At 69.9% G+C, this 25,137-nt stretch carries 25 protein-coding genes and 1 riboswitch; of the genes, 13 read left to right on the top strand and 12 right to left on the bottom strand.

Going from position 1 to position 25,137, the window contains the following annotated elements; all coding sequences use genetic code 11:
* Positions 1 to 61: 61 nt before the first annotated feature.
* The 3 genes from abrC3 (at position 62) to OOK07_RS25955 (ending at position 4,048) form a co-directional block, all read left to right on the top strand.
* A complete protein-coding gene (abrC3, locus tag OOK07_RS25965; protein ID WP_323182986.1) occupies positions 62 to 721 on the top strand; it encodes a response regulator AbrC3 in 660 nt (219 codons plus the stop codon).
* Between the two features lie 326 nt (positions 722 to 1,047).
* Entirely contained in the window at positions 1,048 to 2,976 is a 1,929-nt protein-coding gene (locus OOK07_RS25960) for a 2-oxoacid:acceptor oxidoreductase subunit alpha (protein WP_266798812.1), read from the top strand.
* Entirely contained in the window at positions 2,969 to 4,048 is a 1,080-nt protein-coding gene (locus OOK07_RS25955) for a 2-oxoacid:ferredoxin oxidoreductase subunit beta (RefSeq protein WP_266798810.1), read from the top strand. The genes OOK07_RS25960 and OOK07_RS25955 overlap by 8 nt, the downstream gene beginning before the upstream one ends.
* Before the next feature lie 115 nt (positions 4,049 to 4,163).
* Here OOK07_RS25955 and OOK07_RS25950 read toward each other — a convergent pair whose 3' ends face one another.
* The 3 genes from OOK07_RS25950 to OOK07_RS25940 form a co-directional block, all read right to left on the bottom strand.
* Entirely contained in the window at positions 4,164 to 4,352 is a 189-nt protein-coding gene (locus OOK07_RS25950) for a hypothetical protein (RefSeq protein WP_266519542.1), read from the bottom strand.
* A 163-nt stretch (positions 4,353 to 4,515) separates the two neighbouring features.
* Positions 4,516 to 5,079, bottom strand: coding sequence for a DUF6082 family protein (locus OOK07_RS25945; protein ID WP_266798808.1), 564 nt, complete (start codon positions 5,077 to 5,079; stop codon positions 4,516 to 4,518).
* Between the two features lie 278 nt (positions 5,080 to 5,357).
* Positions 5,358 to 5,762, bottom strand: coding sequence for a winged helix-turn-helix transcriptional regulator (locus OOK07_RS25940; protein WP_266798806.1), 405 nt, complete (start codon positions 5,760 to 5,762; stop codon positions 5,358 to 5,360).
* 91 nt (positions 5,763 to 5,853) lie between these two features.
* Between OOK07_RS25940 and OOK07_RS25935 the strand changes: the two genes are divergently transcribed.
* From OOK07_RS25935 to OOK07_RS25920, 4 genes are all read left to right on the top strand, one after another.
* Complete coding sequence (locus OOK07_RS25935; RefSeq protein WP_266798804.1) at positions 5,854 to 6,708, top strand: SDR family oxidoreductase; 855 nt, start codon at positions 5,854 to 5,856, stop codon at positions 6,706 to 6,708.
* A 120-nt stretch (positions 6,709 to 6,828) separates the two neighbouring features.
* Positions 6,829 to 7,776, top strand: a complete 948-nt coding sequence (gene rarD, locus OOK07_RS25930; protein ID WP_266798802.1) for an EamA family transporter RarD — start codon at positions 6,829 to 6,831, stop codon at positions 7,774 to 7,776.
* 48 nt (positions 7,777 to 7,824) lie between these two features.
* Positions 7,825 to 8,283: a VOC family protein gene (locus OOK07_RS25925; protein WP_266798800.1), complete on the top strand. Its 459-nt coding sequence runs from the start codon at positions 7,825 to 7,827 to the stop codon at positions 8,281 to 8,283.
* Between the two features lie 150 nt (positions 8,284 to 8,433).
* Positions 8,434 to 9,390: a M28 family metallopeptidase gene (locus OOK07_RS25920; protein ID WP_266798797.1), complete on the top strand. Its 957-nt coding sequence runs from the start codon at positions 8,434 to 8,436 to the stop codon at positions 9,388 to 9,390.
* A gap of 135 nt (positions 9,391 to 9,525) precedes the next feature.
* Here the strand turns inward: OOK07_RS25920 and OOK07_RS25915 are convergent, their stop codons facing one another.
* Positions 9,526 to 11,064 carry a tetratricopeptide repeat protein gene (locus OOK07_RS25915; protein WP_266798795.1) on the bottom strand — a complete coding sequence of 513 codons (1,539 nt, stop codon included), beginning with the start codon at positions 11,062 to 11,064 and terminating at the stop codon, positions 9,526 to 9,528.
* 256 nt (positions 11,065 to 11,320) lie between these two features.
* Here OOK07_RS25915 and OOK07_RS25910 point away from each other — a divergent pair, with 256 nt between their 5' ends.
* Together OOK07_RS25910 and OOK07_RS25905 are read left to right on the top strand one after the other, a co-directional pair.
* Entirely contained in the window at positions 11,321 to 11,836 is a 516-nt protein-coding gene (locus tag OOK07_RS25910; RefSeq protein WP_266683201.1) for a DUF6668 family protein, read from the top strand.
* A 130-nt stretch (positions 11,837 to 11,966) separates the two neighbouring features.
* Positions 11,967 to 12,557 carry a flavodoxin family protein gene (locus OOK07_RS25905; RefSeq protein WP_266683199.1) on the top strand — a complete coding sequence of 197 codons (591 nt, stop codon included), beginning with the start codon at positions 11,967 to 11,969 and terminating at the stop codon, positions 12,555 to 12,557.
* A gap of 3 nt (positions 12,558 to 12,560) precedes the next feature.
* On the opposite strand, the gene OOK07_RS25900 is transcribed toward OOK07_RS25905, so the two are convergent.
* The 5 genes from OOK07_RS25900 to OOK07_RS25880 all read right to left on the bottom strand — a co-directional run bounded on the left by OOK07_RS25900 (position 12,561) and on the right by OOK07_RS25880 (position 17,211).
* Positions 12,561 to 13,436, bottom strand: a complete 876-nt coding sequence (locus OOK07_RS25900) for an ABC transporter permease (protein ID WP_266683198.1) — start codon at positions 13,434 to 13,436, stop codon at positions 12,561 to 12,563.
* Positions 13,423 to 14,397: an ABC transporter ATP-binding protein gene (locus OOK07_RS25895; protein ID WP_266683196.1), complete on the bottom strand. Its 975-nt coding sequence runs from the start codon at positions 14,395 to 14,397 to the stop codon at positions 13,423 to 13,425. The genes OOK07_RS25900 and OOK07_RS25895 overlap by 14 nt, the downstream gene beginning before the upstream one ends.
* Before the next feature lie 83 nt (positions 14,398 to 14,480).
* Positions 14,481 to 15,725 (bottom strand): LolA family protein, encoded by a 1,245-nt coding sequence (locus OOK07_RS25890; protein ID WP_266683195.1) that lies wholly within the window; start codon positions 15,723 to 15,725, stop codon positions 14,481 to 14,483.
* Between the two features lie 263 nt (positions 15,726 to 15,988).
* Positions 15,989 to 16,168 (bottom strand): DUF3455 domain-containing protein, encoded by a 180-nt coding sequence (locus OOK07_RS25885; RefSeq protein ID WP_266798792.1) that lies wholly within the window; start codon positions 16,166 to 16,168, stop codon positions 15,989 to 15,991.
* A gap of 32 nt (positions 16,169 to 16,200) precedes the next feature.
* A complete protein-coding gene (locus OOK07_RS25880; RefSeq protein WP_266683193.1) occupies positions 16,201 to 17,211 on the bottom strand; it encodes a polyprenyl synthetase family protein in 1,011 nt (336 codons plus the stop codon).
* Positions 17,212 to 17,621: 410 nt separating this feature from the next.
* Here OOK07_RS25880 and OOK07_RS25875 point away from each other — a divergent pair, with 410 nt between their 5' ends.
* Together OOK07_RS25875 and OOK07_RS25870 are read left to right on the top strand one after the other, a co-directional pair.
* Positions 17,622 to 17,816 (top strand): hypothetical protein, encoded by a 195-nt coding sequence (locus OOK07_RS25875; RefSeq protein ID WP_266798790.1) that lies wholly within the window; start codon positions 17,622 to 17,624, stop codon positions 17,814 to 17,816.
* Between the two features lie 483 nt (positions 17,817 to 18,299).
* A riboswitch (cyclic di-AMP (ydaO/yuaA leader) is annotated at positions 18,300 to 18,474 on the top strand.
* A 3-nt stretch (positions 18,475 to 18,477) separates the two neighbouring features.
* A complete protein-coding gene (locus tag OOK07_RS25870) occupies positions 18,478 to 18,960 on the top strand; it encodes a transglycosylase SLT domain-containing protein (protein WP_266683190.1) in 483 nt (160 codons plus the stop codon).
* Positions 18,961 to 18,966: 6 nt separating this feature from the next.
* Here OOK07_RS25870 and OOK07_RS25865 read toward each other — a convergent pair whose 3' ends face one another.
* The 3 genes from OOK07_RS25865 to OOK07_RS25855 all read right to left on the bottom strand — a co-directional run bounded on the left by OOK07_RS25865 (position 18,967) and on the right by OOK07_RS25855 (position 22,448).
* Positions 18,967 to 19,779, bottom strand: a complete 813-nt coding sequence (locus OOK07_RS25865; RefSeq protein WP_266683189.1) for an HAD family hydrolase — start codon at positions 19,777 to 19,779, stop codon at positions 18,967 to 18,969.
* Positions 19,780 to 19,911: 132 nt separating this feature from the next.
* On the bottom strand, positions 19,912 to 21,114 hold the full coding sequence (locus OOK07_RS25860; RefSeq protein ID WP_266683187.1) for an NAD(P)-binding domain-containing protein: 1,203 nt from the start codon (positions 21,112 to 21,114) through the stop codon (positions 19,912 to 19,914).
* 65 nt (positions 21,115 to 21,179) lie between these two features.
* The gene (locus OOK07_RS25855) at positions 21,180 to 22,448 is read right to left on the bottom strand and encodes a carboxylate--amine ligase (RefSeq protein WP_266798787.1); all 1,269 of its coding nucleotides are present in this window, start codon (positions 22,446 to 22,448) and stop codon (positions 21,180 to 21,182) included.
* Positions 22,449 to 22,643: 195 nt separating this feature from the next.
* On the opposite strand from OOK07_RS25855, the gene fahA reads away from it, so the two are divergent.
* Both fahA and OOK07_RS25845 read left to right on the top strand, forming a co-directional pair.
* On the top strand, positions 22,644 to 23,873 hold the full coding sequence (gene fahA / locus OOK07_RS25850) for a fumarylacetoacetase (protein WP_266798785.1): 1,230 nt from the start codon (positions 22,644 to 22,646) through the stop codon (positions 23,871 to 23,873).
* Positions 23,874 to 24,103: 230 nt separating this feature from the next.
* On the top strand, positions 24,104 to 25,045 hold the full coding sequence (locus OOK07_RS25845; protein ID WP_266683184.1) for a M56 family metallopeptidase: 942 nt from the start codon (positions 24,104 to 24,106) through the stop codon (positions 25,043 to 25,045).
* Positions 25,046 to 25,137: the final 92 nt, after the last annotated feature.

Below are 25,137 nucleotides of genomic sequence, written 5' to 3'. Positions count from 1 at the left end.
GGAATGCTGGACTACCGGCAGTTGGAGTCGGGCTGGGGGGCCGGAGATCGTGGAGGACAGGGTGCGCGTGGTCATCGCCGAGGATTCAGTACTGCTCAGGGAGGGACTGACCCGGCTGTTGACCGACCGAGGGCACGACGTGGTCGCCGGGGTCGGCGACGGGGAAGCGTTGATCAAGACCATCACCGAGCTGGACGCGCAGGGCGAGCTGCCCGACGTCGTGGTCGCCGACGTGCGGATGCCGCCGACGCACACCGACGAAGGGGTGCGGGCCGCGGTGCAGCTACGGAAGGCACATCCGGGGCTCGGCGTGCTCGTGCTGTCGCAGTACGTGGAGGAGCGCTACGCCACCGAGCTGCTGGCCGGGTCGAGTCATGGGGTCGGCTACCTGCTCAAGGACCGGGTCGCCGAGGTGCGCGAGTTCGTGGACGCGGTGGTGCGGGTGGCCCAGGGTGGTACCGCGCTGGACCCCGAGGTGGTCGCGCAGCTGCTCGGGCGCAGCCGTAAGCAGGACGTACTGGCCGGGCTGACGCCCCGGGAGCGGGAGGTGCTGGGGCTCATGGCCGAGGGGCGGACCAATTCGGCCGTCGCTCGACAGCTCGTGGTCAGCGACGGTGCCGTCGAGAAGCACGTCAGCAACATCTTCCTGAAGCTCGGACTGTCCCAGAGTGACGGGGATCACCGGCGTGTTCTTGCGGTCCTCACCTATCTGAACTCGTGACGGGCTGACACTGAGTCAGTAACAGCGAGTCAACAGCAGCCCGTTCCACGAGTCGGCAGCAAACCGTTCAGCGCGTCAGCAACAGCCCGTTCAGCCGTCAGTCCAGCGTCCGTCCAGCCATAGAACCGAACAATTACGGGGAGCGCCTTCAAGGGAAGCGCCGGGGGGCGAGAAATCATGACAAGTCAGGGCGTCACATCGTCTCAAAACTGTGTCCATGATGCGAATGGCCACAGGAAGGCGACCCTAACCGACGTAGGGTTGATCCTGGGAGGGCCTGCGGGAGGGCCGGTCCCAGACAGCCGCCTCGAGGGAGGTCCAGTTCAGTGACCAGCCAGGTCAGCAGGACAGCGGAGCAGGCAGACGGAACCGTCGTCGGAGAGCAGCGGGGGCCGGGCGGAACAAAGGACGTACGAAGGCTGGACCGGGTGATCATCCGGTTCGCGGGAGACTCCGGTGACGGTATGCAGCTCACCGGCGACCGCTTCACCTCCGAGACCGCGTCCTTCGGCAATGATCTCTCCACCCTTCCCAACTTCCCCGCCGAGATCCGGGCCCCTGCCGGAACCCTGCCGGGCGTCTCGTCCTTCCAGCTGCACTTCGCCGACCACGACATCCTCACCCCGGGCGACGCACCGAACGTGCTGGTCGCCATGAACCCCGCCGCCCTGAAGGCGAACCTCGCCGACGTGCCGCGCGGCGCGGAGATCATCGTCAACACGGACGAGTTCACCAAACGGGCGATGCAGAAGGTCGGATACACCGCCTCCCCCCTGGAGGACGGCTCGCTCGACGGCTACAGCCTGCATCCGGTGCCGCTGACGACCCTCACGGTCGAGGCGCTCAAGGAGTTCGACCTCAGCCGCAAGGAGGCCGAGCGCAGCAAGAACATGTTCGCGCTGGGGCTCCTGTCGTGGATGTACCACCGGCCCACCGAGGGGACCGAGAAGTTCCTGCGGGCCAAGTTCGCGAAGAAACCCGAGATCGCCGAGGCGAACCTCGCCGCCTTCCGGGCCGGCTGGAACTTCGGCGAGACGACCGAGGACTTCGCGGTCTCCTACGAGGTCGCGCCGGCCGCCACCGCCTTCCCGCCGGGGACCTACCGCAACATCTCGGGGAACCTCGCGCTGTCCTACGGGCTGATCGCCGCGTCTCGCCAGGCGGACCTGCCGTTGTTCCTGGGCTCGTACCCGATCACCCCGGCCTCGGACATCCTGCACGAGCTGTCGAAGCACAAGAACTTCGGCGTACGGACCTTCCAGGCCGAGGACGAGATCGCCGGCATCGGCGCGGCGCTGGGCGCGGCCTTCGGCGGCTCGCTCGGGGTGACGACGACCTCCGGCCCGGGGGTGGCACTCAAGAGCGAGACCATCGGGCTCGCCGTCTCCCTGGAGCTGCCGCTCCTCGTCATCGACATCCAGCGTGGCGGCCCGTCCACCGGCCTGCCCACCAAGACCGAGCAGGCGGACCTGCTGCAGGCCATGTTCGGCCGCAACGGCGAGGCGCCCGTCCCCGTGATCGCGCCCAGGACCCCGGCCGACTGCTTCGAGGCGGCCATGGAGGCGGCGCGGATCGCGCTGACGTACCGCACCCCGGTGATGCTGCTCTCCGACGGCTACCTGGCCAACGGCTCCGAGCCCTGGCGCATCCCCGAACTCGACGAACTCCCGGACCTGACCGTGCAGTTCGCGCAGGGACCGAACCACACCCTGGACGACGGCACCGAGGTCTTCTGGCCGTACAAGCGCGATCCCCAGACGCTCGCCCGCCCCTGGGCCATCCCCGGCACGCCCGGCCTGGAGCACCGTATCGGCGGCATCGAGAAGGAGGACGGCACGGGCAACATCTCCTACGCCCCCGCCAACCACGACTTCATGGTGCGCACCCGGCAGGCCAAGATCGACGGCATCGACGTACCGGATCTCGAGGTCGACGATCCGCACGAGGCGCGCATGCTGGTGCTCGGCTGGGGTTCGACATACGGACCGATCACGGCGGCGGTACGGCGGCTGCGCGCGGCCGGCGAGTCCGTCGCACAGGCCCATCTGCGTCACCTCAACCCGTTCCCGCGGAATCTCGGCACGTTGTTGAAGCGTTACGACAAGGTGGTGATCCCCGAGATGAACCTCGGCCAGCTCGCCACGCTGATCCGGGCGAAGTACCTGGTGGACGCCCACTCGTACAACCAGGTGAACGGCATGCCGTTCAAGGCTGAGCAGCTCGCCACGGCTCTCAAGGAGGCCATCGATGGCTGAGACGTCCACGGAAGGCACGGGCACGATCGAGGCGCTCTCGCTCGTCCCCAAGGCCGAGGCCCGCCAGTCCATGAAGGACTTCAAGTCCGATCAGGAAGTGCGCTGGTGCCCCGGCTGCGGTGACTACGCGATCCTGGCGGCCGTCCAGGGCTTCATGCCGGAGCTGGGTCTCGCCAAGGAGAACATCGTCTTCGTCTCCGGCATCGGCTGCTCGTCCCGCTTCCCGTACTACATGAACACGTACGGCATGCACTCCATCCACGGACGGGCCCCCGCCATCGCCACCGGACTCGCCACCAGCCGTCGGGACCTGAGCGTCTGGGTGGTCACCGGTGACGGCGACGCGCTGTCCATCGGCGGCAACCACCTGATCCACGCCCTGCGCCGCAACGTCAACCTCAAGATCCTGCTGTTCAACAACCGGATCTACGGCCTCACCAAGGGCCAGTACTCCCCCACTTCGGAAGTCGGCAAGATCACCAAGTCGACGCCGATGGGCTCACTGGACGCGCCCTTCAACCCGGTGTCCCTGGCCCTCGGCGCGGAGGCGTCCTTCGTGGCCCGGACAATCGACTCGGACCGCAAGCACCTCACGTCGGTCCTGCGGGAGGCGGCCGCGCACACCGGTACCGCGCTGGTCGAGATCTACCAGAACTGCAACATCTTCAACGACGGCGCGTTCGACGCCCTCAAGGACAAGCAGCAGGCCGAGGAGGCGGTGATCCGGCTGGAGCACGGGAAGCCGATCCGCTTCGGGGCGGACGGTTCGCGCGGTGTCGTACGGGACGCGGTGACCGGTGACCTGAAGGTGGTCGACGTGACCGCGGACAACGAGTCCCGGATTCTGGTCCACGACGCCCACTCCCCGTCGCCGACCACGGCCTTCGCGCTGTCCCGGCTGGCCGACCCGGACACCCTGCACCACACCCCGATCGGTGTGCTCCGGTCCGTGGACCGGCCGGTCTACGACACGCAGATGGCCGACCAGCTCGACACCGCGATCGAGCAGAACGGCAAAGGCGACCTGGCGGCGCTGCTGACGGGCGGGGACGCCTGGACGGTCGTCGGCTGACGGCCCGACACGGAAACCTGACAAGGGACCCTTCACCAACCTGACAAGGGGCCCTTCACGGAAACCCGACACGGAAAGGGCCCGGATGCGTGTTGCGTATCCGGGCCCTTCCGTCTCACGCGTCGGGAATGTCTCTCTTGGCGCGGAGGAGGGTGTCTCGGGTGATGACGACGATGCGCTCGTAGTCGGCGCGGGCGGCATCCGCCGGAAGCAGTGCGTCCAGTTCTTCGGTCCGGTCGGTTCCGATCACCGCGAAGGCACCGTCACTCAACTCGAAGAGATCCGGGCACGACTCGCCCGTCATGGATCCGCGCTGACGGGGCGTGTCCCCGAGGCGGCGAGTGATGTGGACGGACCGGAACTCATTGCTTGGCACTGAGGTGACCTCTTCCTTACCAGGCCCCAACTCTGGGCCCCTCAGCCCCAAACGAACAGACGGTACCTCAAACACTGCCGGCTTCGTACGGTCACCCGGACGGGTCGGTGTCCGGCCTCGGACCCACGACCCACCACTCCTCGGGGCCCTCCCCGAGCTCCTCCATGATCACGTCGACCGCCCGGCCCACCCTCGCCTCAAGGCTCTGGTGCGGAACACTCCGACGGTGCTCGACGGTCGCTTGCCAGTACTCCTTGAACACCTCGTTCCGGGCGAGGATCCGCAAGTGGCCGATCAGTTCGTCCCAGTCGTAGGCACCGATGCGATGGCCGAGCACGATCGCGCCGTATTCACGGTTGGCGAACAACACCTGCCGTCGCTTGCTGTGCGACACGCTGTCCAGCGTGCTCATGGCCGACGCCAACGCGGGATCCGCCATGGCGTGATCCACCTGCGCGGCGGTGATGCGATGCAACTGGATCAGGTTGGCATGGCGAATCTCGTCGGTGAGCCGGGTGAGTTCGCCCAGGAGGTCCAGGGCCAGTTCCTCCTGGCGGCGCCGCCAGGCCTGGCGGGGAAAGGGGACGCGGGTCCGGCCGGCCCGGGGCCGTCCTGCAGAACCGATCCTTCGCGCGTCCGGATTCTGTGTGGCCAATGCGAACCCCCGAGTAGGCGTCCGCGCACCGGTCGATGACCTCGTGGGCGGCACGAGGACCCGCGCGCGGTTGGGCACAGCGCCCGCCCCCAGGATGCCGGGCGGATCAAGACGGCACGGGAGGCGGAGAGGGGGCGCATGGGTGGACGAACCGCTCATGTCAACCGACGCCCTGTCTGGTGTGTGCCCGGCGAGCGCCTGCGCCACTCCTTCGCCGGAGTGCGTCGACGCTGCCGCTGGAGGGCGTCGACGCTGCCGCTGGAGGGCCCCGGCGCTGCTCAGCCCCGCGCTTTCGCGGCGTCGTACACCTCGCGCGCCTTCTGTACCTCCCCCATCCGCCGCTCGGTCCATGTCGCCAGGGCACGCACCTGCTGCGCCGCCTCCCGGCCCAGGTCGGTGAGGGAGTAGTCGACCCTCGGGGGGATCACCGGCTTGGCGTCGCGGTGCACCAGGCCGTCGCGCTCCAGGGTCTGCAGGGTCTGCGTGAGCATCTTCTCGCTGACCCGGCCGATGGCCCGGCGCAGTTCGCTGAAGCGGTAGGCGCGGTCGAGGAGTTCGATCAGGACCAGGACGCCCCAGCGGCTGGTGAGGTGCTCCAGGACGAGGCGATGAGGGCACATCGCCTCGCCGGTGTCGTACTTCGCGGCACTTGCGGTCCCGTCACCTGCGGTACTTACTGTCATGCCAGTACCTTACTTCAAAGTGGGTACTTTCAAAGAGTTAGCGCACCACCTAAGGTAAGTGTCATACGCACCCCACAAGGAGTTGTGAATCATGAGCATCGTCGTCACCGGCGCCACCGGAAACCTCGGCCGCCACGTCGTTGAGCAGCTGCTGGAGAAGGTTCCGGCCGACCAGATCACCGCCGTCGTGCGCGACAGGGCGAAGGCCGCCGACTTCGCCGCGCGCGGCGTGCAGATCGCGGTCGCCGACTACAACGCCCCTGAGACCTTCGGCAGCCTCCTCTCGGCCGGCGACAAGGTGCTACTCATCTCCGGTAACGAGTTCGACAAGGGCCGCGTCGGCCAGCACACGGTGGTCATCGAGGCCGCGAAGGCCGCCGGTGTCGCCCTGCTCGCCTACACCAGCGCCCCCGGCACCCTGACCGCCGCGCTCGCCGACGACCACCGCGCCACCGAGGAGGTCCTCCTCGCCTCGGGCGTGCCCTACGCGCTGCTGCGCAACGGCTGGTACCACGAGAACTACACCGAGAACCTGGCCCCCGCGCTCGAGCACGGCGCCGTCGTCCAGGCCGCCGGCGAGGGCCGGGTCTCCTCCGCCTCGCGCGCCGACTACGCGGCCGCCGCCGTCGCCGTTCTGACCGGCGAGGGGCACGAGAACAAGACGTACGAGCTGGGCGGCGACGAGGCGTGGAGCTTCGCCGAGTACGCGGCCGAGCTCAGCAGGCAGACCGGCAAGGAGATCGCGTACAGCCCCGTCTCCGTCGAGACCTTCACCGGGATCCTGGCCGGCGCCGGGCTGCCCGGTCCGCTCGCCGCGATCCTCGCGGGCGTGGACGCCTCCATCGAGAAGGGCGAGCTGGTCGTCTCCTCCGGCGACCTGTCCCGGCTGGCCGGCCGGCCGACCACGCCGCTCGCCGACGCGATCGCGGTGGCGGTCAAGGGCTGACGCTCGCTCCGGGCACACCCCCGCCTGTCATGACCGTATGGCGATACGGACATGACAGGCGGGGGCGCTCGGCGTTACCTTCTGCCTGGCAGGCATGCGCGACGAGGCGAGGAGGAGCCCGTGACCGGGAAGGCGAGGGGCGAGCGGCACATAGGGCTGCTGAACGGCTTTGCGGCATACGGGATGTGGGGCCTCGTACCCCTCTTCTGGCCCCTTCTGAAGCCCGCCGGAGCGATCGAGATCCTCGCCCACCGGATGGCCTGGTCCCTCGCCTTCGTGGGCGTCGCGCTCGTGGTGACACGGCGTTGGGCCTGGGCCGGCGAGTTGCTTCGGCAGCCGCGCAGGCTGGCGCTCGTCGCGGTCGCCGCGGCGGTCATCACCGTCAACTGGGGCGTGTACATCTGGTCCGTCAACAGCGGACATGTGGTCGAGGCCTCGCTCGGGTACTTCATCAATCCGCTGGTCACCATCGCGATGGGCGTGCTGCTCCTGAAGGAGCGGCTGCGGCCCGTGCAGTGGGTGGCGGTCGGGACCGGGTTCGCTGCGGTGGTCGTGCTCGCGGTGGGGTACGGGAAGCCGCCGTGGACCTCGCTCACGCTCGCCTTCTCGTTCGCCACGTACGGGCTGGTGAAGAAGAAGGTCGGTCTCGGCGGGATCGAGTCGCTGGCCGCGGAGACCGCGATCCAGTTCCTGCCCGCGGTCGCCTACCTGCTGTGGCTGGCCTCGCGGGGTGAGTCGACCTTCACGGCCGGCGGGGTGGGGCACGGGACGCTGCTCGCGGCGACCGGGGTGGTGACCGCGTTGCCTCTGGTCTGCTTCGGGGCCGCGGCGATCCGGGTGCCGTTGTCGACGCTGGGGTTGCTTCAGTATCTGGCGCCGTTGTTCCAGTTCGTGCTCGGGATTCTGTACTTCCATGAGGCGATGCCGGTGGAGCGGTGGGCCGGGTTCACGCTGGTGTGGGCGGCCCTGTGCCTGCTGACGTGGGACGCGTGGCGCGCCGCGCGCAGCGTGCGGGCCGAGGTCAGGACGCCGCGGGTGGACACGGCGGCGGCCGTGGTGGACGCCTGACCGATGCGGGTGGCGCTGAGAAATGTGCCCGACAGCTATAAGTGGTCCATGACACAGACTCCCGTGCACTGGAAGCTCGTCATCGACTCCGCCGACCCGCATGCGCAGGCCGAGTTCTGGAGCGCCGCGCTCCGGTACGAGGTCGAGGACAACAGCGCGCTCATCGAGCGGCTGCTGAAGCTCGGCGCCCTGCCCGCCGCGGCCACGCTCGACTTCCAGGGCCGCCCGGCCTTCCGGGACCTGATCGCCGTACGGCATCCGGACGATCCCTACGACCAGGACAGCGGAACCGGTCTCGGGCGGCGGCTGCTGTTCCAGCGGGTGCCGGAGGCGAAGACCGTGAAGAACCGGCTCCATCTCGATCTGCATCCCGGAGACGGGCGCCGGGACGGGGAGGTCGAACGGCTGGAGGGGCTCGGGGCGAGTGTGCTGCGCCGGGTCGAGGAGGCGGGCGGGGAGTGGGTGGTGATGGCGGATCCGGAGGGCAACGAGTTCTGTGTGCAGTAGGTGAGCGCAGGACGTGTCCCGAGGGGCGGCCGGAACTCCGGATGCTCCGTTATACGAACCCGCTGTCCTGATAACGCCCTTGACTCCTAGTTGGTCAAAGCTTCACCATCCGGGGACCCTGTTCGATCGAAGGACTTCGGAGCCCCCCACATGAAGCTCTCCGTTTCCGGGCGTGCGACGGCGGCCGTCACCGTTTCGGCTGTCATGCTCCTGACCGGTGGATCCATAGCCGGCGCGGCACCCGCTGCGACACCCGCATCGGCGGCCGCCGCCGCGCCCGACATCTCCGTGGCCAACGTCAAGGCCCACCTCGCCCAACTGCAGTCCATCGCCACCGCCAACGGCGGCAATCGCGCGCACGGCCGGGCCGGCTACAAGGCCTCGCTCGACTATGTGAAAGCCAAACTGGACGCGGCCGGATTCACCACCACCGTCCAGCAGTTCACGTCCTCGGGCAGCACCGGCTACAACCTGATCGCCGACTGGCCGGGCGGCGACACCAACCAGGTCGTCATGGCCGGGTCCCATCTGGACAGCGTCACCGCCGGGCCCGGCATCAACGACAACGGCTCCGGCTCGGCCGGCATCCTGGAGTCCGCGCTCGCCGTGTCGCGGGCCGGCTACAAGCCCGCCAAGCACCTGCGGTTCGCCTGGTGGGGCGCGGAGGAGCTGGGCATGGTCGGCTCCCGTTACTACGTCAACAGCCTCTCCACCGCGAACCGTTCGAAGATCAGCGACTATCTGAACTTCGACATGATCGGCTCGCCCAACCCCGGCTACTTCGTCTACGACGACGACCCGGCGATCGAGAAGACGTTCAAGGACTACTTCACCGGCCTCGGTATCGCCACCGAGCCCGAGACCGAGGGCGACGGACGCTCCGACCACGCGCCGTTCAAGAACGCGGGCGTTCCGGTGGGCGGGCTGTTCAGCGGCGCCGACTACATCAAGACGGCTGCCCAGGCGGCCAAGTGGGGCGGCACGTCGGGGCGAGCCTTCGACCGCTGCTATCACGCGTCCTGCGACACCGCGTCCAACATCGACAGCACCGCGCTGGACCACAACAGCGACGCCATCGCGCAAGCGCTGTGGGAGCTGTCCTCCTAACGTCCGCGCAGCCGTTCAACTCATCGGGCCTACGGTGGCTCCTTCGGGCCTCCGGTCGGCTCATCCTGCGTCCGGTCGACCCATCGGGCGTACGGCCGGCCCATCCTGCGTCCGGTCGACCCATCGGGCGTACGGTCAACTCATCCGCGACTGGGCCGACTTGCGGGCGCGTTCCGTGAGCCGGCCCATGCGGGCGCGGGCCGACTCCAGCTGCTCGATGTCGTCGGCGGCCGGGCCGTCCTCGGCCGTGAGCTCGGTCCACAGGCCGATCAGTTCGCGGCCCAGGTCCAGGCCCTGCTGCGGATCGCGCACGGCACGCCAGGCGGAGGCCGCGCTCTGGACGTTGCCGTAGGCCGCCTCCGCGTCCCGGGTGCGACGGCGGATCCGGGCGAGGTCGAGCGAGAGCCGGAAGGAACGGATCGGGTCACCAGCCAAGTAGGCGATGTACGCGGTGAGTTCGCGCAGTCGGAGCACCTCGGTGTGCTCCGGTCCGAGCACCGCCGACGCCTCCCCGACCGCGCTCTCGGCCAGTCCCGCCGCCGTCTCTGTCCGCCCCGCCTTCACGGCCTCGTTGATCTGCGCCATCGGCTCCGCGAGGAAGCCGGGCGTGGTCGGCGGTTCGTCGCCGAGGACCGCCTCGGCCACGGCGTCGAAGCCGCGAGCCGGGGTGGGCTTGGGGTCGGGGTCGAGGGCCGGGTCCGGGGGGACGAAGAGGAGGGAACCGGCCGAGCGGTCCCGTGCGGGTTGCCGACGGGGTGCGGGTGCGTCCTCGGGTTCGAGGCCACGCTGCGGCACCCCGTCCATCGGCGGGGGCGGGCCGAACTCGCCCGTCGGCGCCACGACCGTGCCGGGGGCTCTGTCCGCGGGCGGCTCCGGCAGGGCGCGCAGCGCGAACGTCTGCGCCTGCGCCACCCCTCCCCTACCGTCCGACGGCTCCGGGACGGCCCGCAGGGGGAATGTCGGCACGTTCTCACCCAGCGGCAGCGGCTCCGAGACAGCCCGCAGCGGGAAGGTCGGGGCGGTCTCCCGCACGGGTTCCTGCGTCGCCCCAAGGAGATGCGTCGGCTTGTCACGCCGGGGCGGCTCCTCAAGCTGCCCCGGTTCCACAGCTGCGGGGGCCGCCGGCGGCTCGGTGGACGAGGCCACCGGCTCCGCGGGGGAACCCTCCGGCACGGCGGGCGACGGGGACGGCGCGGGCGACAGGGCCGGCACCGACGCGGGCGGCGCGGGCGGTAGGGCCGGCGCCGACGGCGGGGACGGCGGCAGGGACCGGGGCGGGGACAGTGCTGGTGGCGGGGAGGGCACAGGAGGGAGGGCGGGCAGGCCCTTCGCCACGTCCCGCGGCTCTCCCGCAGGAGCAGTCATCCCTACGGGTTCCCCCGTGAAACTGCTGGCCCCGTCCGTCTCCACCCGAAGGTGTACGACGTAACCGATCCGCTCGTCGTGGACCGCCGCATGGACGGGGTTGCCCGTGGCGAGGGCGATGCGCTGGAGGTGGTTCAGGACGGCCTGCTGGATCTCCTCGCCGGCGGCCGCGGCGACCGGCACGCCGCCGACCCACGCGCCGACCGCGCCGGCCGCGGGGACGCGGACGTCGATCGGTGCCGTCACGAAGGCCGCCGCGCCCGCGGCTCGGTTCTGATCCCGCTTCTTCTCGCGGCTGAGTCGAGACATCGGTTCCCTCACTCGGATGCGTCGGGGAGTCGGCGGACAGCGCGTCCGGATTCCATGGTGCTCCCTCCCGCCGTCGGGATTCCCCTCCCCCGGCGTCAAGCTCCGGCCTTGCACGTACTGTTGAGTAGTCTCTCCGGTCGCTCCTGGTTCTCACGTCACCGTGGCGTCACAGACTCGTCCCAGGAGATCGCACCCGGTCGTGTGACCGAATCCGGGCCATGACAATCGGTGGGCATGGCGAGGAAGGAGAGCGGGCATGCGCACGGACGTGCAGCAGGGACCGGAGATATGGATCCGCGGCCCGGTCACCGTACCGGAGCCGGGACACAGCGAGCCCGCCCATTCCGCCGCGACCGCCCGGCACTACTCCTGGGTCGGCACACACGGCGGCGCCGGCGTCTCCACGCTCACCACCGTCTACGGCGGCCACGACTGCGGCCGTGACTGGCCCGGCCCCGAGGCCCCTCGGTCCGTCCTGCTCGTCGCCCGTACGCACGCCTCCGGGCTGGCGGCCGTCCTGCGCGCCCTGGAGCTGTTCCGGCTCGGGCAGGCTCCGCCCGGACTCGACCTCGACGCCGTCGTACTCGTCGCGGACGCGCCGGGGCGGCTGCCGCGGCCGCTCGAGAAGCAGGTCCGGCAGATCGAGTCGCACATCGACGTGTACCGCGTGCCCTGGGTGCCCGACTGGCGTCTCGGCGACCTGAACGGAACGCCGCCGCGCGAGACGGCGGCGCTGGCCCGCCTCACCGGGGCGACCACGCGGCACAGGTAACGGGGCAGGAGCTGAGGCTCCGGCACCCTCTGGCATCCCCTGGACATATAGTTGCGTGCGCATATAATGCAGGTGCTTGTAATTGCTCTGCGCCCATCATGCCGATCACGCCGATCATCTGGGGGACCTCATGACCCACCGCCGTTTCCTGTTCGTCCTGGGCAGCAGCCGCACCGACGGCAACACCGAGCTGCTCGCTCGCCGGGCCGCCGAGCAGCTCCCGCGGGATGTCGAGCAGCAGTGGATCAGCCTTGCCGAGCATCCGCTGCCCGACTTCCTGGACCTTCGACGCGACCACGACCATGTGCACCCGCCCACCGGAACCGCCCCGGCGCTCCTGCTCGACGCCACACTGGCGGCCACCGACGTCGTGATCGCCTCGCCGCTGTACTGGTACTCGCTGTCCGGCCTCACCAAGCGCTACCTCGACTACTGGTCGGGATGGCTGCGCACCCCCGGCATCGACTTCAAGGCGACCATGGCCGGCAGCACGCTCTGGGGCGTCACCGCGCTCGCGGACCACGAGCCGACGGTCGCCGAACCGCTGGTCGGCGCGCTCAACAACTCGGCCGCCTATCTGGGGATGCGCTTCGGAGGGGTACTCCTCGGCAACGGCAGCAGGCGTGGTGACGTACTGAACGACACCGACGCCCTGGCCCGCGCCAAGACCTTCTTCACCCGGGAGGCGCCGCTCGCCCGCTTCCCGCACCAGGTCGGCTGAGCCCTATGCCGTGATGTCCTTCGCCGTGAACCGCGCCCAGGCCGCCGAGCCGAACACCGCCGCGTACAGGGCCTGCAGTTCGAGGTTCTTCACCAGGTCGTCCCAGTAGATCGGCTCGCGCATCAGGTCGGCGAAGGACAGCCAGTAGTGGGAGAAGAAGTACGGCTGTATCGCATGGAGTTGGGGGATCTGGTCGAGGATCTGGACGGTGATCAGCAGTCCGACGGTGGTCGCCATCGCCGCGATGCCGCTGCCGGTCAGCGTCGAGACGAACAGGCCGAGTGCCGCGACGCCGATGAGGGACACGGCGACGATCAGGGCGATCAGCAGGGCTCTGGCCAGGCCCTCGCCGAAGCTGATCTGTGTGCCGGAGATGGTCGTCAGGTCGCCGAGCGGGAAGAGAACCGCTCCGACCGTCAGCGCCGAGACCGCGACCACGAGGGTGGCGACCAGGCAGAAGGTCATCACCGTCGCGTACTTGGTGAGCAGTAGGCGGGTGCGGCCTGCGGGGGCGACCAGGAGATAGCGCAGGGTGCCCGAGTTCGACTCTCCGGCGATCGCGTCGCCCGCGACGACCCCGATCGCCATCGGCAGGAAGAACGGGAGCGTCGCGGCCAGCGCGGTGAAGACCAGGAACAGTCCGTTGTTGGTGATCTGCGAGATGAACGCCGGGCCCCCGCCGCCACCCCGGTCCCCGCCCGCGGACGAACCGTCGCTCGTCTCGATCTTGACGGCGATCCCGACCAGGATCGGCACGGCCGCCAGCACGGCCAGCAGCGCGAGCGTGCGCCAGCGCCGGAACGTGGTGAGCAGCTCGCTGCGCAGCAGCCCGAAGGTCCACAGCGGCCGTGGAGCGCGGATCGCTTCAGCCTGCGACATCGAAGCCCTCCCCCGTCAGTGCCACGAACGCGTCCTCCAGGGAGGCCCGCTCCACGCCGAAGCCGCGAACGCGGACACCGGCCGTCACCAGCGCGGCGTTCACCTCGGCGAGGTCGCCGTCCGGGGGCTCGGCGGTCACCCGGTCCTCGGCGGTGACGACATCGGCGGCGCCCTGCTCCTTCAGGACGCGGGCCGCGTCCACGGTGTCGGGGGTGGTGACGACCAGCCGGCCGCGCGCCCCCGCCGCCAGGTCGACCACGGCACCCTGGGTGATCAGGCGCCCCTGCGCCATCACCGCGGCATGGGTGCAGACCTGCTCGATCTCGTCGAGAAGGTGGGAGGAGAGGAAGACGGTCGTGCCGTCGGAGGCCAACTCCCGGATCAGGGAACGGATTTCGCGCATTCCCTGCGGGTCCAGCCCATTGGTCGGCTCGTCGAGCACGAGCAGTTTGCGCGGCTGCAGCAGCGCGGCCGCGAGGCCGAGCCGCTGTTTCATACCCAGCGAGTACGCCTTTGCCTTCTTGCCGGCCGCAGCCGCCAGGCCCACTCGCTCCAGCGCCGCCGTGACGCGGATGCGCCGGGTGCGCGGATCGGCGGTCGGGTCGGCGGCGTCGTAGCGAAGGAGGTTGTCGCGCCCGGAGAGGAAGCCGTACAGGGCGGGTCCCTCGATGAGGGCGCCGACGTGCGGGAGCACGGCGCGCGAGGCCCGTGGCATGGGCCGGCCGAGCACATGTGCTGTGCCCGAGGTGGGCTCGATGAGGCCCATGAGCATGCGGATGGTGGTGGTCTTGCCCGAGCCGTTCGGACCGAGGAAGCCGAAGACGCTGCCCGCCGGGACGGTCAGGTCCAGGCCGTCGACGGCGAGCTGTCCGCCTCGGTAGCGCTTGGTGAGCGCCCGGGTGGCGATGACGCTGTCACCCGGCTCGCTCTGTTCCGGCTCCGCGGCGGACGGCTCGTCCATCGGCTCCCTCGATTCATGCTCGTACGACCTCGTGCGGCGGTTACACACAGTGAGTATGAGTGGCCGCCGCGCAAGGTTCCCGGCTAGCCCGCGTTCGCCGCCTTCACCAGCGCGTCCTTGTTCACCGCGCCGACGTAGACCTTGCCGTCGTCGGTCATCAGGGCGTTGATCAGGCGGGTCTTGAAGACCGTGCCCGAGCCGAACTTGCCTGAGACCTTGTCGCCGAGCGAGTCGAGGAAGCCGCCGACGGCGCCGCCGCCGGCCTCGGAGCCGGAGGGCATGCCCTGGCCGCCGGTGTCGAAGGTGGCGATGGAGTTCCAGCCCTTGCCGATGACGTTCAGCCCGTCGAGACCCTTGGCGAGGCCCTCGTCCGGCTTCGGAGCCTTGTCGCTGCCCTTGCTCCCGTGCTCGGCCCGGCTCCCGTGCTCGGCCTTCCTTCCATGCTCGGCCTTGCTGTCCTCGGTGACCTTCGCGCCCTTGGGCACGGTGAAGTCGAAGGTCGAGGCACTCGGCCTGGCGAAGCTGACCTGGGTGAAGCCGGCGTCGATGACCGCGGCGCCACCGCTCGACGGGGTCAGCGTGAACTTCAGCGGCAGCCCGGTCTTCGAGTCCACGGCCACGGTGATCTGACCGACCGTCGAACCGGACTGCTTCGGCTTGACGACCAGCCGGTACGCGTCACGGCCCGCGACCTGGGCGGTCCCCTGGACGGTCACCGACGTGGTGTCGTCGACCGACTTCAGGGCTTCCTCGGTAAGGCCCTTGGGCGTGGCGGGGACGTCTTCCTTCTGCTTCGCGCCCGCACTGCCGGCGGAGGTCGCGTGGTAGACCTCGTTCGACTGACTGTCGTAGCCCCAGACGTCCTTGCCGTTGTGGATGAGGCTGTACTCCGCCGCGTGCTCCAGCAGCGACACCTTCTGGCGGTCCGGGCCGTCGGCCGCGACACGCAGGGTGTGGGTACCGGTGGCAAGCTCCGTGAGCTTGGATGACGGGTCGGCGGACGAGCCGTCACCCGACCCCGCGGCGCCGGACGTCAGGCTGCTCTCGAGACCGCCGAGGTCCGGCAGTCCCAGATCCGTGCTGATCTTCACCGTGCCGGACATCTGCTGCACGTCCGACTTGGCGATCTTGTCGATGAGTTGCTGTGCGCTGATCTTCGGCAGGTCGGGGTCGCCGGAGCTGGCGAGGGCCGGGACGAGGCCGATGGTCGCCGCCGCCACCCCCACCACCGCGACCGGGACCACGTACCGCGCGGCCTTGCGCCGGCCCGCGCGCAGGTCGTCGGCCTCCCCGGCGGTCGTACTGTCGTCGGATTCGTACGGTGCCATGTGTGCACTACCTCCGTCGTCGGCGGCGGCTTGTCCAACTCTCGTGCTCTTGTTGTCCACCCCGAGCCGCCATTCTCACCCGAATCGGTGAGGAGTGGTGTTTTCCGTGGTTTCCATCTCACCAAATCGGCCAGGAAGAAGCGTCAGACCCGGGAGGCAACTCCGCGTACTCCTGGGGTATGACACGAGCGGGCGGCGCCTCCCCCGACCCGTAGGGGTCACGAGGGAAGCGCCGCCCTGGTGAGGCGGTGTCAACTACTCGATCAGCTCTGCAGGAACACGTAGTCCGCCTGGTAGGGGACGCGGACGATCGCGCCCGGTGAGCAGGAGCCGGACGGGGCGGCTCCGCCGAGGGTGTTGAGCCGCAGGATCTCGGCGGTGTCCGCGAGCAGGCCGTGGTGCTTGCCGGACCGGGTGGCCTTGTCCAGGCCTGTGACGGGCATCACACCGCTGTAGGTGCAGGTCAGTGGCGAGATCAGCCGGCCCGGTGCACCACGGCGTCGCACATCTCCATCAGCGCGAGCCGCGCGCCGCACTCAGGCAGCGGAGCCAGCGCCGCCCGCGCCTCCTCGGCGTAACGCACGGTGTCCCGGCGCGCCTGCTCCAGCGCGGGGTGCGCGCGCAGCGCCGTGAGTGCCTCCGCGAGCCGCGCATCGTCGCCCAGGTCGGAGTCCAGCAGCTCGCACAGGGCGATGTCCTCGGCCAGCCCCAGCCGCGCCGCCCGCTCCCGCAGCCGCAGCACCGGCATGGTGGGGATCCCCTCGCGCAGATCGGTGCCCGGCGTCTTTCCGGACTCGCGCGAGTCGGAGGCGATGTCGAGCACGTCGTCGGCCAGCTGGAAGGCGACGCCGAGCCGCTCCCCGTACTGCGTCAGCACGTCCACGACCGTCTCGTCGGCGCCCGACATCATGGCGCCGAAGCGGCACGACACGGCCACCAGCGAGCCCGTCTTGCCCCCCAGCACGTCCAGGTAGTGGCCGACCGGGTCCCGGCCGTCCTGCGGCCCCGCCGTCTCCAGGATCTGTCCGGTGACCAGCCGCTCGAACGCCTCCGCCTGAACCCGGACCGCCTCGGGGCCCAGGTCGGCCAGGATGTGCGAGGCGCGCGCGAACAGGAAGTCGCCGGTGAGGACCGCGACCGAGTTGCCCCAGCGGGCGTTGGCGCTGTCCACGCCGCGCCGCACCGCGGCCTCGTCCATCACGTCATCGTGGTACAGCGTCGCCAGATGGGTCAGCTCCACCACCACGGCCGACGGCACGATCCCGGGGGCGTACGGATCACCGAACTGGGCGGCGAGCATCACCAGCAGCGGGCGGAACCGCTTCCCACCCGCCCGCACCAGGTGCTGGGCGGCCTCCGTGATGAAGGGGACCTCACTCTTGGTGGCTTCGAGCAAACCTTCCTCGACGGCCGCCATTCCGGCCTGGACATCGGCTTCCAGAGCCTGGTCCCGCACGCTCAGCCCGAACGGCCCGACGACGGTCACGAGGGGTCTCCTGTCTGCTGGTGTCTGCTGGCGCTTACACGGTTTGTCGATAGGTCGCTGACATCACTCAAGTCAGCGTATCCGGTCACCTTTCGATCACCGATGCCGCCCACCCGTCCACCATGGGCGGTATTGGATCACGACCGGTATGCTTTTGATCACCTGATATAACCGGATATCTACAGACTTCCTCATCCCCTTCCCCACCGCCTCCCATCGCCTTGCCCACCGCCTTGCCTGTCGGCGTTTCCCGTCGCCTCCGAGGGAAGCGGCAGCCCCCGTCCCGGAGAGGCACAGGCATCGAATCCGGCGGCGGGCAGTCCCCTGAGGACGACCGCGCCCCCTTCGGCCGACCGAGGGTCTGCGCTCACCCTTTCCGGCACGACGGCCTGGGTATGCCGGCGGGAACCATGTCCGGCGCCTCCGCGACCTACGGCACCCTCGCCCATCCGGCCTCCGTCGCCGCCGGCCGGCTCGGCGCACCATGCACCCCGCCCTTCGAGGTCACCGCGATGAGCACGCACATCCGGACATCCTTCCCCTACGAGACAACCCTGGTGCAAGGCGGTCGTCGTGACGGTGCGCCCGACGGGCGACCGCTATGACAACGACGCGCACTACAGGGGAGGTTCCGTCCTCGCGGTGGAGATGCACGCGCGGGCGGCCGGCACGCTCGTCCGACACCCCGGATTCCCGGTAGGCCAGATGCGGCAGAGTGCACCTTTCGCCCTTAATGGGGTGGTGTACACCGCGGATGGGGAGGTGATCTTCCACCGAACCTGGAGGAAACGGATCCCATCGACAGTTGATTGACTATGAGTTGGGCCCATTGCCCGATTTGCCGCTGTCGCGGGAGCCAGTGAGTTGGGTCACGCCATCGCACGGGTCGACGGCCGTCCGGCTTCTGTCGTTTTCCCTTCACCCATACGCAAGTTGAAGGTTGGCAACCGCAAAGGATCTAGCGACCCATATGCCTCAGACCAAGGTCAATAGGCGTGATCTGTGAATTCGGCACTTGTTCCGGACATGTGCTCTCGCATACGTTCCCGGCCTGTCGGGCGGAACGCCGAATCCTGCCGCCGCCTGGACACAACCCATCGACGAACTCACTCGCACGGCAGGAGCGGGGGAACCAGGTAAGCGCCGGACCGGGCACCGTCCCGGACCGGCTAGGGGTGAAGTCGCGTCGCCGCAGGGCGGCGCGGCCGGGCAACTCCCGCCCGAACCCGACAGCTCACCTCGTAGGCGCCGGAGAGGAACCTCGCCATGCCTGCTGCCGCTCAGCACCGCCGCACCAAGAACTCGCGCCTCGCCCGCAAGCTCGCCGTCATCGGCACGGGCGCCGCCGTTCTCGCCCTCCCGATCATCGGCGCGACCAGCGCCTCCGCGGCTACCCCGACCGTGGCCACCGCCCGCTCCCTGGGCTACGCCGACAACCTCGACGGCTGGATCCGGGCCTCCCTGCAGGTGATGGCACAGAACGGCATCCCCGGGACGTACAACGGCATTTACCGCAACGTCATCCGCGAGTCCTCGGGCAACCCGGCCGCCATCAACCTCTGGGACTCGAACGCGGTAGCCGGCACCCCGTCCAAGGGGCTGCTGCAGGTCATCGACCCGACGTTCCTCGCCTACCACGTGCCCGGCACGGCGTACGACCCCTACGACCCGGTCGCCAACATCACCGCCGCCTGCAAGTACGCGGCCGCACGGTACGGGTCGATCGACAACGTGTTCGGCGCGTACTGAGCCGTATCACCCGCTTGGGAAAAGTCTTTCGAGGACGACGGCGATGCCGTCGTCCTCGTTCGACGAGGTGATCTCGTCGGCCACCGCCTTGAGTTCGGGATGGGCGTTGGCCATGGCGACGCCGTGGGCGGCCCAGTCGAACATCGGGATGTCGTTGGGCATGTCGCCGAAGGCGATCGTCCGCTCCGGTCCGAGTCCCAGGTGCGCGGCGGCCAGCGCGAGGCCCGTCGCCTTGGTGATGCCGCATGGCTGGAGTTCGACGGTCCCGGGTCCCGACATGGTGACGGTGGCCAGCGAACCGACCACCGAGCGCGCCGTCGACGCCAACTCGTCGTCGGACAGGTCGGGATGGCGCAGCAGCACCTTGCTGATCGGCTCGCACCACAGGTCGTCGCGCCGGTCGACCCGCACGGCCGGCAGGGTCGGGTGCGGCATCAGATAGCCCGGTTCGATGAGCGTGAGTCCCTCCACACCGTCCTGGTCGACGGCCGCGTACACCTGGCCCACCTCGGCCTCGATCTTGCCGAGGGCGGTCTCGGCCAGTTCCTGGTCCAGCGTGATGGACCACAGCAGACGGTCCGCGCCGGCGTCGTACACCTGCGCGCCCTGTCCGCACACCGCGAGCCCCCTGCTGCCCAGGGCATCCAGGAGCGGCCGCACTCTGGGCGCCGGCCGGCCCGTCACGACGAGGTGACGAGCGCCGGCCTCGGCCACCCGCGCGAGCGCTGCGAGAGACCGGTCGGACAGCGTGTCGTCGCCTCGGAGCAGCGTGCCGTCCAGGTCGGTGGCGATGAGTGCATATGCGGTGGGTGCGGCCATGATCAGAGAATACGGACAGGACGCCCCACCGACTCACCGCGAACCGGACGACCGCGGAGTGCACCGCCGTCCTTGGCCAACTCCTTTGTTCTTGTGGGCCCTTCACCGCCCGGTGGCGTCCGCGGCGCCCGCCTACCCGTGCGCTGAGGCCAGGTGTGCGGCGAGCCTCGGAGAGGCGAACTCCGTGCCGCACACGAAGCGCATCACGGGGCCGTACGACGACGCGGCCGGCAGGCCCGTGAAGTACAGGCCCGGGACCGAGGAGACGTACCCCGCGCCCAGTTTGGGCGCGCCCCGGCTCACCGCCAGACGTGTGCGCAGTCCGTGACCGAGGAAGTCCATCGCGGCGATGTCCACGCGGTATCCGGTGGCTGCGATGACGTGGTCCGCCGACAGGTTCTGGAGGCCACCCGCGTGCGTACGGACCGTCAGGGTCGGGCTGCCGTCGGCCGCGTCCGTGCGCACGATCCGGTCGACCTCGCTGACCTGCACCTTCCCCTCGAAGCGGTCGCGCAGCCACCAGGCACCGAGCGGGCCGAGGACGCGCCGCACCAGATAGTGGCGGGCCTCGGCAGGAAGGTAGCGGTAGGGGTGCGGGTAGTAGCTGAGGGCCCACAGGGACCAGGCGCGACCGAAGGGCGACTCGGGGCGCAGCTTCGGCTGCTTCCACGGCGGCGCCCCGAAGGCGACCCTGCCGCGGCCGCGGGACACCACCCTGACCTGCGCGCCCGCCTCCGCCGCCAGCGCCGCCGTCTCCAGCGCGGACTGGCCGGCGCCGACGACGATCAGGTCCTTGCCGGCGTAGCGCGTGAGGTCGTGCTGCTGGGAGCTGTGGGAGACCGGGCCCGTGGGCGTGGGCCCGTCCGGCGCGGCCGAGGCGAGCTCGGCCGGCAGGCGCTCCAGACCGGACAGGCCGGTCGCCACGACGACCGCGCGGGCGGTGAACAACTCGCCCGAGTCCAGCTTCAGTTCGAAGCCGCCGCTCTTGTTCCGCTCCACCGACACCACCCGCACCTGCTCCAGCTCGGGCACCAGCTTCTGCCGGAACCACTCGCCGTAGGCGATGAACGTCTCGACCGGGATGATGTCCTCGTCCGTCACCAGCCGCTTGATGCCGGCGGCGTCGCAGTAGTCGACGAGGTTGTGCCCCTGCTGCGGGGCGTCGAAATTGGATGCGACCGGAGTCGACTTCAGGAGCATTCCGACGGGCATGTGGTCGCGCCAGCTGACCATGGGGTCGCCGAAGACGCGGACGGGGATGCCGCGCGCTCGCAGATGGGCGGCGGTCGACAGGCCGAAAGGCCCGGCGCCGATGATTGCAACCGGTTGAATCACGAAGTCCCTCCCCAGGACAATCACTTCGTCACTTCGTGGCCGGCTCTCGCAGCTGATACTGCCGGCTAGCTGCTCGAACTGGTGCTGCTGCCGCGGCGGTTGGTCCGCCACAGTTGGTACAGGTGCTTCGCGCCAGGCCGCACGAAGCGGGCGAGCATCGTGACGAACGGCAGCGGGTCGTCACCCGCGAGCCAGGCCAGCTCCGTCCCGCTCGCGCGCGCCGGTGCGTGCGGCGTCGTATAGCCGCTGCGGCGGTAGGCGAGCAGGGCGGGCAGGTCGATGTTCTCCACGATGTACCGATGGCCGGCCCGCTGTTCCCCCTCCGGAACGGGGCGTCCGGTCAGATCCAGGTGCATGGCGCGGACGACGTCCACCCCCGACTCGTTCTCGAAGAGCCGGAACTGGGCGCCCATGCGGGGGTTGAAGTCGAGGAGTTTGTACAGCCCGTCGCGCCGGTCGAAGCGCAGGTCGAGGTCGATGATGCCGGTGAAGCCGATCTGTTTGATGAAACGCGCGGCGAGGTCCGCGAGTTCCGGATTGTCGACGACGTAGGCGTTCGCCGTCATGCCCGCGTGCGGTGGCCAGGAGCGCACCTTGACTCCGGTGAACATGGCGAGCGGGGTCGAGTCCTGGTCGAAGTAGGCGTGCACGATCCAGTCCTCGGCGTCCTCCCGCGGCAGGTACTCCTGGAGGATCACCCCGGGGTGCTCGCCCCAGTCGCGGGCGAGGGCGAGCAGGCCCCTACGGGTGGAGATCCTCGTGGTGCCGTTCACCGCGGGCTGCTTGCGCCGCATGAACGCCTCGCGGTTCTTGGCCACCACCGGGAAGCGGGCCTTTTCGGCGAAGGCCACGATGTCGTCGTACGACTGCGGGAAGGCGGCGGTCGGACTCGGGATGCCGTGTTCCACGCACAGTTCGTGCAGGCCCTGCTTGCTTGCGAGGCGGCGCGGCAGGGCCCGTTCGACATGCGGGAAGAGGAAGAAGCTCTTGAGCACGTCCTGGTGCTCGGCGATCAGTACGGCTGCCTCCTCGTCCGTGGGGACGAGGACGGTGGGACGGCCGATGCGGCGGCCGACGCGCAGCAGGCCTTCCACCAGGTGGTCGGGATTCTCGGTGCCGGTGGTCGGCCAGACGAAGGCCTTCTTGAGATAGCGGGAGGAGGCGGCGGGCGTGTAGCGGTCCTCCGTGATCGCGTACATCGGCACGCCCAGGCGGCCCAGGCTGCGGATCGCGCCGACGCCGCCGTGGTGCAGCGGATAGTCGCCGAACTTGACGATCAGGCCGGGCACATCACGGTCGGCCTCAAAAAGCCCACGCCTGCTGCTCCTGGCCACGGGTCCCCCCACGCGTCCCCCCTACGGACCGGACCCACCCCGTCCGTGTCCCCCAAAGGACGCTAAGCCGGAATTGGAGCCTCTGACAAGGCTAATTCGGACATTGCAAACTCTTTAGACACTGCCCAAGACAGGCAACTCAGCCGTAACGTGTGGCACGACCAGCAGGAACACACGAGAGCGAGGCAGCACCCCATGCCCCCCTTCGATGTCCCCGAAGGTGACCCCTTCGGTCCGCACAACCTTCCGTACGGCGTGTTCTCCACCGCCGGCTCGACGCAGCGGACCGTCGGCGTCCGGCTCGGTGACCAGGTCCTGGACGCGGGCGCGGCCGCGCTGGCACTCGGCTCGCCGTATGCCTCCCTGCTCGCGCGCCCCTCGCTGAACCCGCTTCTCGCCGCCGGCCGCACCGCCTGGTCGGACGTGCGGCGCGCGCTGACGGCGTGGGTGACGGTGCCGGCGCATCAAGAGGCGATCGGATCCTTCCTGCACCCGCTGTCGTCGGTGACGCTCCATCTTCCGTTCGAGGTAGCGGACTACGTCGACTTCTACGCCTCCGAGAACCACGCGCGAAACGTCGGCCAGATCTTCCGCCCGGACGCGGCGGACTCGCTGACGCCGAACTGGAAGCACCTCCCGATCGGTTACCACGGGCGCGCGGGGACGGTGGTGGTCTCGGGCACGGACGTCGTACGGCCGTCCGGGCAGCGCAAGGCTCCGGCCGACGCGGCTCCCGACTTCGGGCCGTCCGTCCGCCTGGACATCGAGGCCGAGGTCGGCTTCGTGGTGGGCGCGCCCTCGGAGCGCGGGACGCCGGTGGCACTCGGCGACTTCCGGGAGTACGTGTTCGGGCTGTGCCTGCTCAACGACTGGTCCGCGCGCGACATCCAGGCGTGGGAGTACGTTCCCCTCGGACCGTTCCTCGGCAAGTCCTTCGCCACGTCGGTGGCTGCGTGGATCACCCCGCTGGACGCCCTGGAGGACGCGCGTGTGGCGCCGCCGGAGCGGACGCATGCGCTGCTGCCCTATCTGGACGACACGGCCGGTCCGGGCGACGAGCCCGGCGGCTACGACCTGCGGATCTCCGTCGCGATCAACGGCCATGTCGTCTCCGAGCCGCCCTTTTCCACCATGTACTGGACGGCGGCGCAGCAGCTGGCCCACATGACGGTGAACGGCGCCTCGCTGCGGACCGGCGACCTGTACGGCTCGGGCACGGTGAGCGGCCCGGAGCTGTCGCAGCGCGGGTCCCTGCTGGAGCTGACCTGGAACGGACGGGATCCGCTGGAACTTCCCGACGGCAAGCGGACGTTCCTGGAGGACGGGGATGTGGTGACGTTCTCGGCGTGGGCGCCCGGGCCGGGCGGAACCCGCGTGGGACTGGGCGAGGTGAGCGGCCGGATCGTGACGGGCGAGGTGGAGTGAGCGGGAGCTGCGGGGAGTTGAGCGGAAGTCGCGGGGTGTGACGAGGACCGCACAGGAGGTACGGGGCGGCCGCACGGGACGTACGCGATGGCCGTACGTGATGGCCGTCGGCCCCTGACTCACGCGCCGTTCGCCGTCATACTGGCGGCGGGGTCCCGCGCGCCGAGCCGCACCGCCTCACCGCTCCACCGCCCCGCCCCTTCCTCCGACCAGGATCCGGAGACCGTGGCATGACCGTCTGTCTGCTCCTGCTGAGCGTCGCCGCCGTGATGGCCGCCGTGCCGGTTCCGCGTGCGCTGGTGCGGGCGGCGTGGCCCGAGCGGGAGCCCGTGGTCGCGCTGTGGGTGTGGCAGTGCCTGGTCGCCACCGTCCTGCTGTGCTGTCTGACGGCGCTCGTGCTGGGCGCGGCCGCCGTCTTCCACACCTTCCGCGACCACGTCTTCGCGCCGGCGCCCCCGGCCGTGACCGCGGCGTACGACCTGACGGCCGCCCCGGCCTGGGCCGTCGCCCTCACCCTGGTGCTGGCCTGCGGTGCCGGCTGGACGACGGCGATGCTCGCGCGCGAACTCGTCGAGGTCCGCCGCCGCCGCGGCCAGGCCCGTGCGCACCTGCGTGAACGCGCCCCCGAGCTGCCCGCCGGGCTGGAGGAGGCGGCGCGCGGCCCGCTGCTGGTGCTGGAGGACGAGTACCCCGACGCCTGGTGGATGCCGGGCCACCCGCCCCAGCTGGTCGTCACGACGGGTGCCCTGCACCGGCTCACCGACCACCAGCTCGACGCCGTCCTCACCCATGAGCGCGACCACGCCCGCGCCCACCACGACTGGCTCCTGCACCTGTCGACGGCCCTGGCCACGGGATTTCCCCGGGTGCCGCTGTTCGCCCACTTCTGCGACCAGACATACCGGCTGGTGGAACTGGCCGCGGACGACACGGCGTCGCGCCGCTGCGGACACCTCACCACGGCGCTCGCCCTGATCGAGCTGAACCAGCACCGCGGTGTGCTGTCCTGCGCCTCCAGCCACCGCCTCCTGGGCGAACGCGTGGGCCGCCTCCTCGAACCGCCCCCGCGCCTGGGCCGCCGGCACCGTGCCCTCACCACGACGGCGGCAGCGCTGGTGCCACTGCTGCCGCTGCTGATCGCGCTCGCTCCGGGGCTGACGGCGCTGGGGTGACCGCCCTCTCCGGGACACCGGGGTTGTGGCAGATCTTACATCGACGCGACTGTTTCCCCAGGTCAGCGAGTTGCCTGACGCCGTGACAGGTG

Origin of the sequence: Streptomyces sp. NBC_00078 (assembly GCF_026343335.1) — a bacterium.
Classification (GTDB): Bacteria; Actinomycetota; Actinomycetes; order Streptomycetales; family Streptomycetaceae; genus Streptomyces.
The sequence above is the reverse complement of the archived record's forward strand: the minus strand, read 5'-3'. Positions and strand labels throughout refer to the sequence as shown.

Bases quoted from the DNA above. Each gene is read 5' to 3' on its own strand.
- OOK07_RS25955 (WP_266798810.1), top strand. From the start codon at position 2,969: ATGGCTGAGACGTCCACGGAAGGCACGGGCACGATCGAGGCGCTCTCG.
- OOK07_RS25950 (WP_266519542.1), bottom strand. From the start codon at position 4,352: ATGACGGGCGAGTCGTGCCCGGATCTCTTCGAGTTGAGTGACGGTGCC.
- OOK07_RS25940 (WP_266798806.1), bottom strand. From the start codon at position 5,762: ATGACAGTAAGTACCGCAGGTGACGGGACCGCAAGTGCCGCGAAGTAC.
- OOK07_RS25935 (WP_266798804.1), top strand. From the start codon at position 5,854: ATGAGCATCGTCGTCACCGGCGCCACCGGAAACCTCGGCCGCCACGTC.
- OOK07_RS25925 (WP_266798800.1), top strand. From the start codon at position 7,825: ATGACACAGACTCCCGTGCACTGGAAGCTCGTCATCGACTCCGCCGAC.
- OOK07_RS25920 (WP_266798797.1), top strand. From the start codon at position 8,434: ATGAAGCTCTCCGTTTCCGGGCGTGCGACGGCGGCCGTCACCGTTTCG.
- OOK07_RS25915 (WP_266798795.1), bottom strand. From the start codon at position 11,064: ATGTCTCGACTCAGCCGCGAGAAGAAGCGGGATCAGAACCGAGCCGCG.
- OOK07_RS25910 (WP_266683201.1), top strand. From the start codon at position 11,321: ATGCGCACGGACGTGCAGCAGGGACCGGAGATATGGATCCGCGGCCCG.
- OOK07_RS25905 (WP_266683199.1), top strand. From the start codon at position 11,967: ATGACCCACCGCCGTTTCCTGTTCGTCCTGGGCAGCAGCCGCACCGAC.
- OOK07_RS25900 (WP_266683198.1), bottom strand. From the start codon at position 13,436: ATGTCGCAGGCTGAAGCGATCCGCGCTCCACGGCCGCTGTGGACCTTC.
- OOK07_RS25895 (WP_266683196.1), bottom strand. From the start codon at position 14,397: ATGGACGAGCCGTCCGCCGCGGAGCCGGAACAGAGCGAGCCGGGTGAC.
- OOK07_RS25890 (WP_266683195.1), bottom strand. From the start codon at position 15,725: ATGGCACCGTACGAATCCGACGACAGTACGACCGCCGGGGAGGCCGAC.
- OOK07_RS25885 (WP_266798792.1), bottom strand. From the start codon at position 16,168: ATGCCCGTCACAGGCCTGGACAAGGCCACCCGGTCCGGCAAGCACCAC.
- OOK07_RS25875 (WP_266798790.1), top strand. From the start codon at position 17,622: ATGTCCGGCGCCTCCGCGACCTACGGCACCCTCGCCCATCCGGCCTCC.
- OOK07_RS25870 (WP_266683190.1), top strand. From the start codon at position 18,478: ATGCCTGCTGCCGCTCAGCACCGCCGCACCAAGAACTCGCGCCTCGCC.
- OOK07_RS25865 (WP_266683189.1), bottom strand. From the start codon at position 19,779: ATGGCCGCACCCACCGCATATGCACTCATCGCCACCGACCTGGACGGC.
- fahA (WP_266798785.1), top strand. From the start codon at position 22,644: ATGCCCCCCTTCGATGTCCCCGAAGGTGACCCCTTCGGTCCGCACAAC.
- OOK07_RS25845 (WP_266683184.1), top strand. From the start codon at position 24,104: ATGACCGTCTGTCTGCTCCTGCTGAGCGTCGCCGCCGTGATGGCCGCC.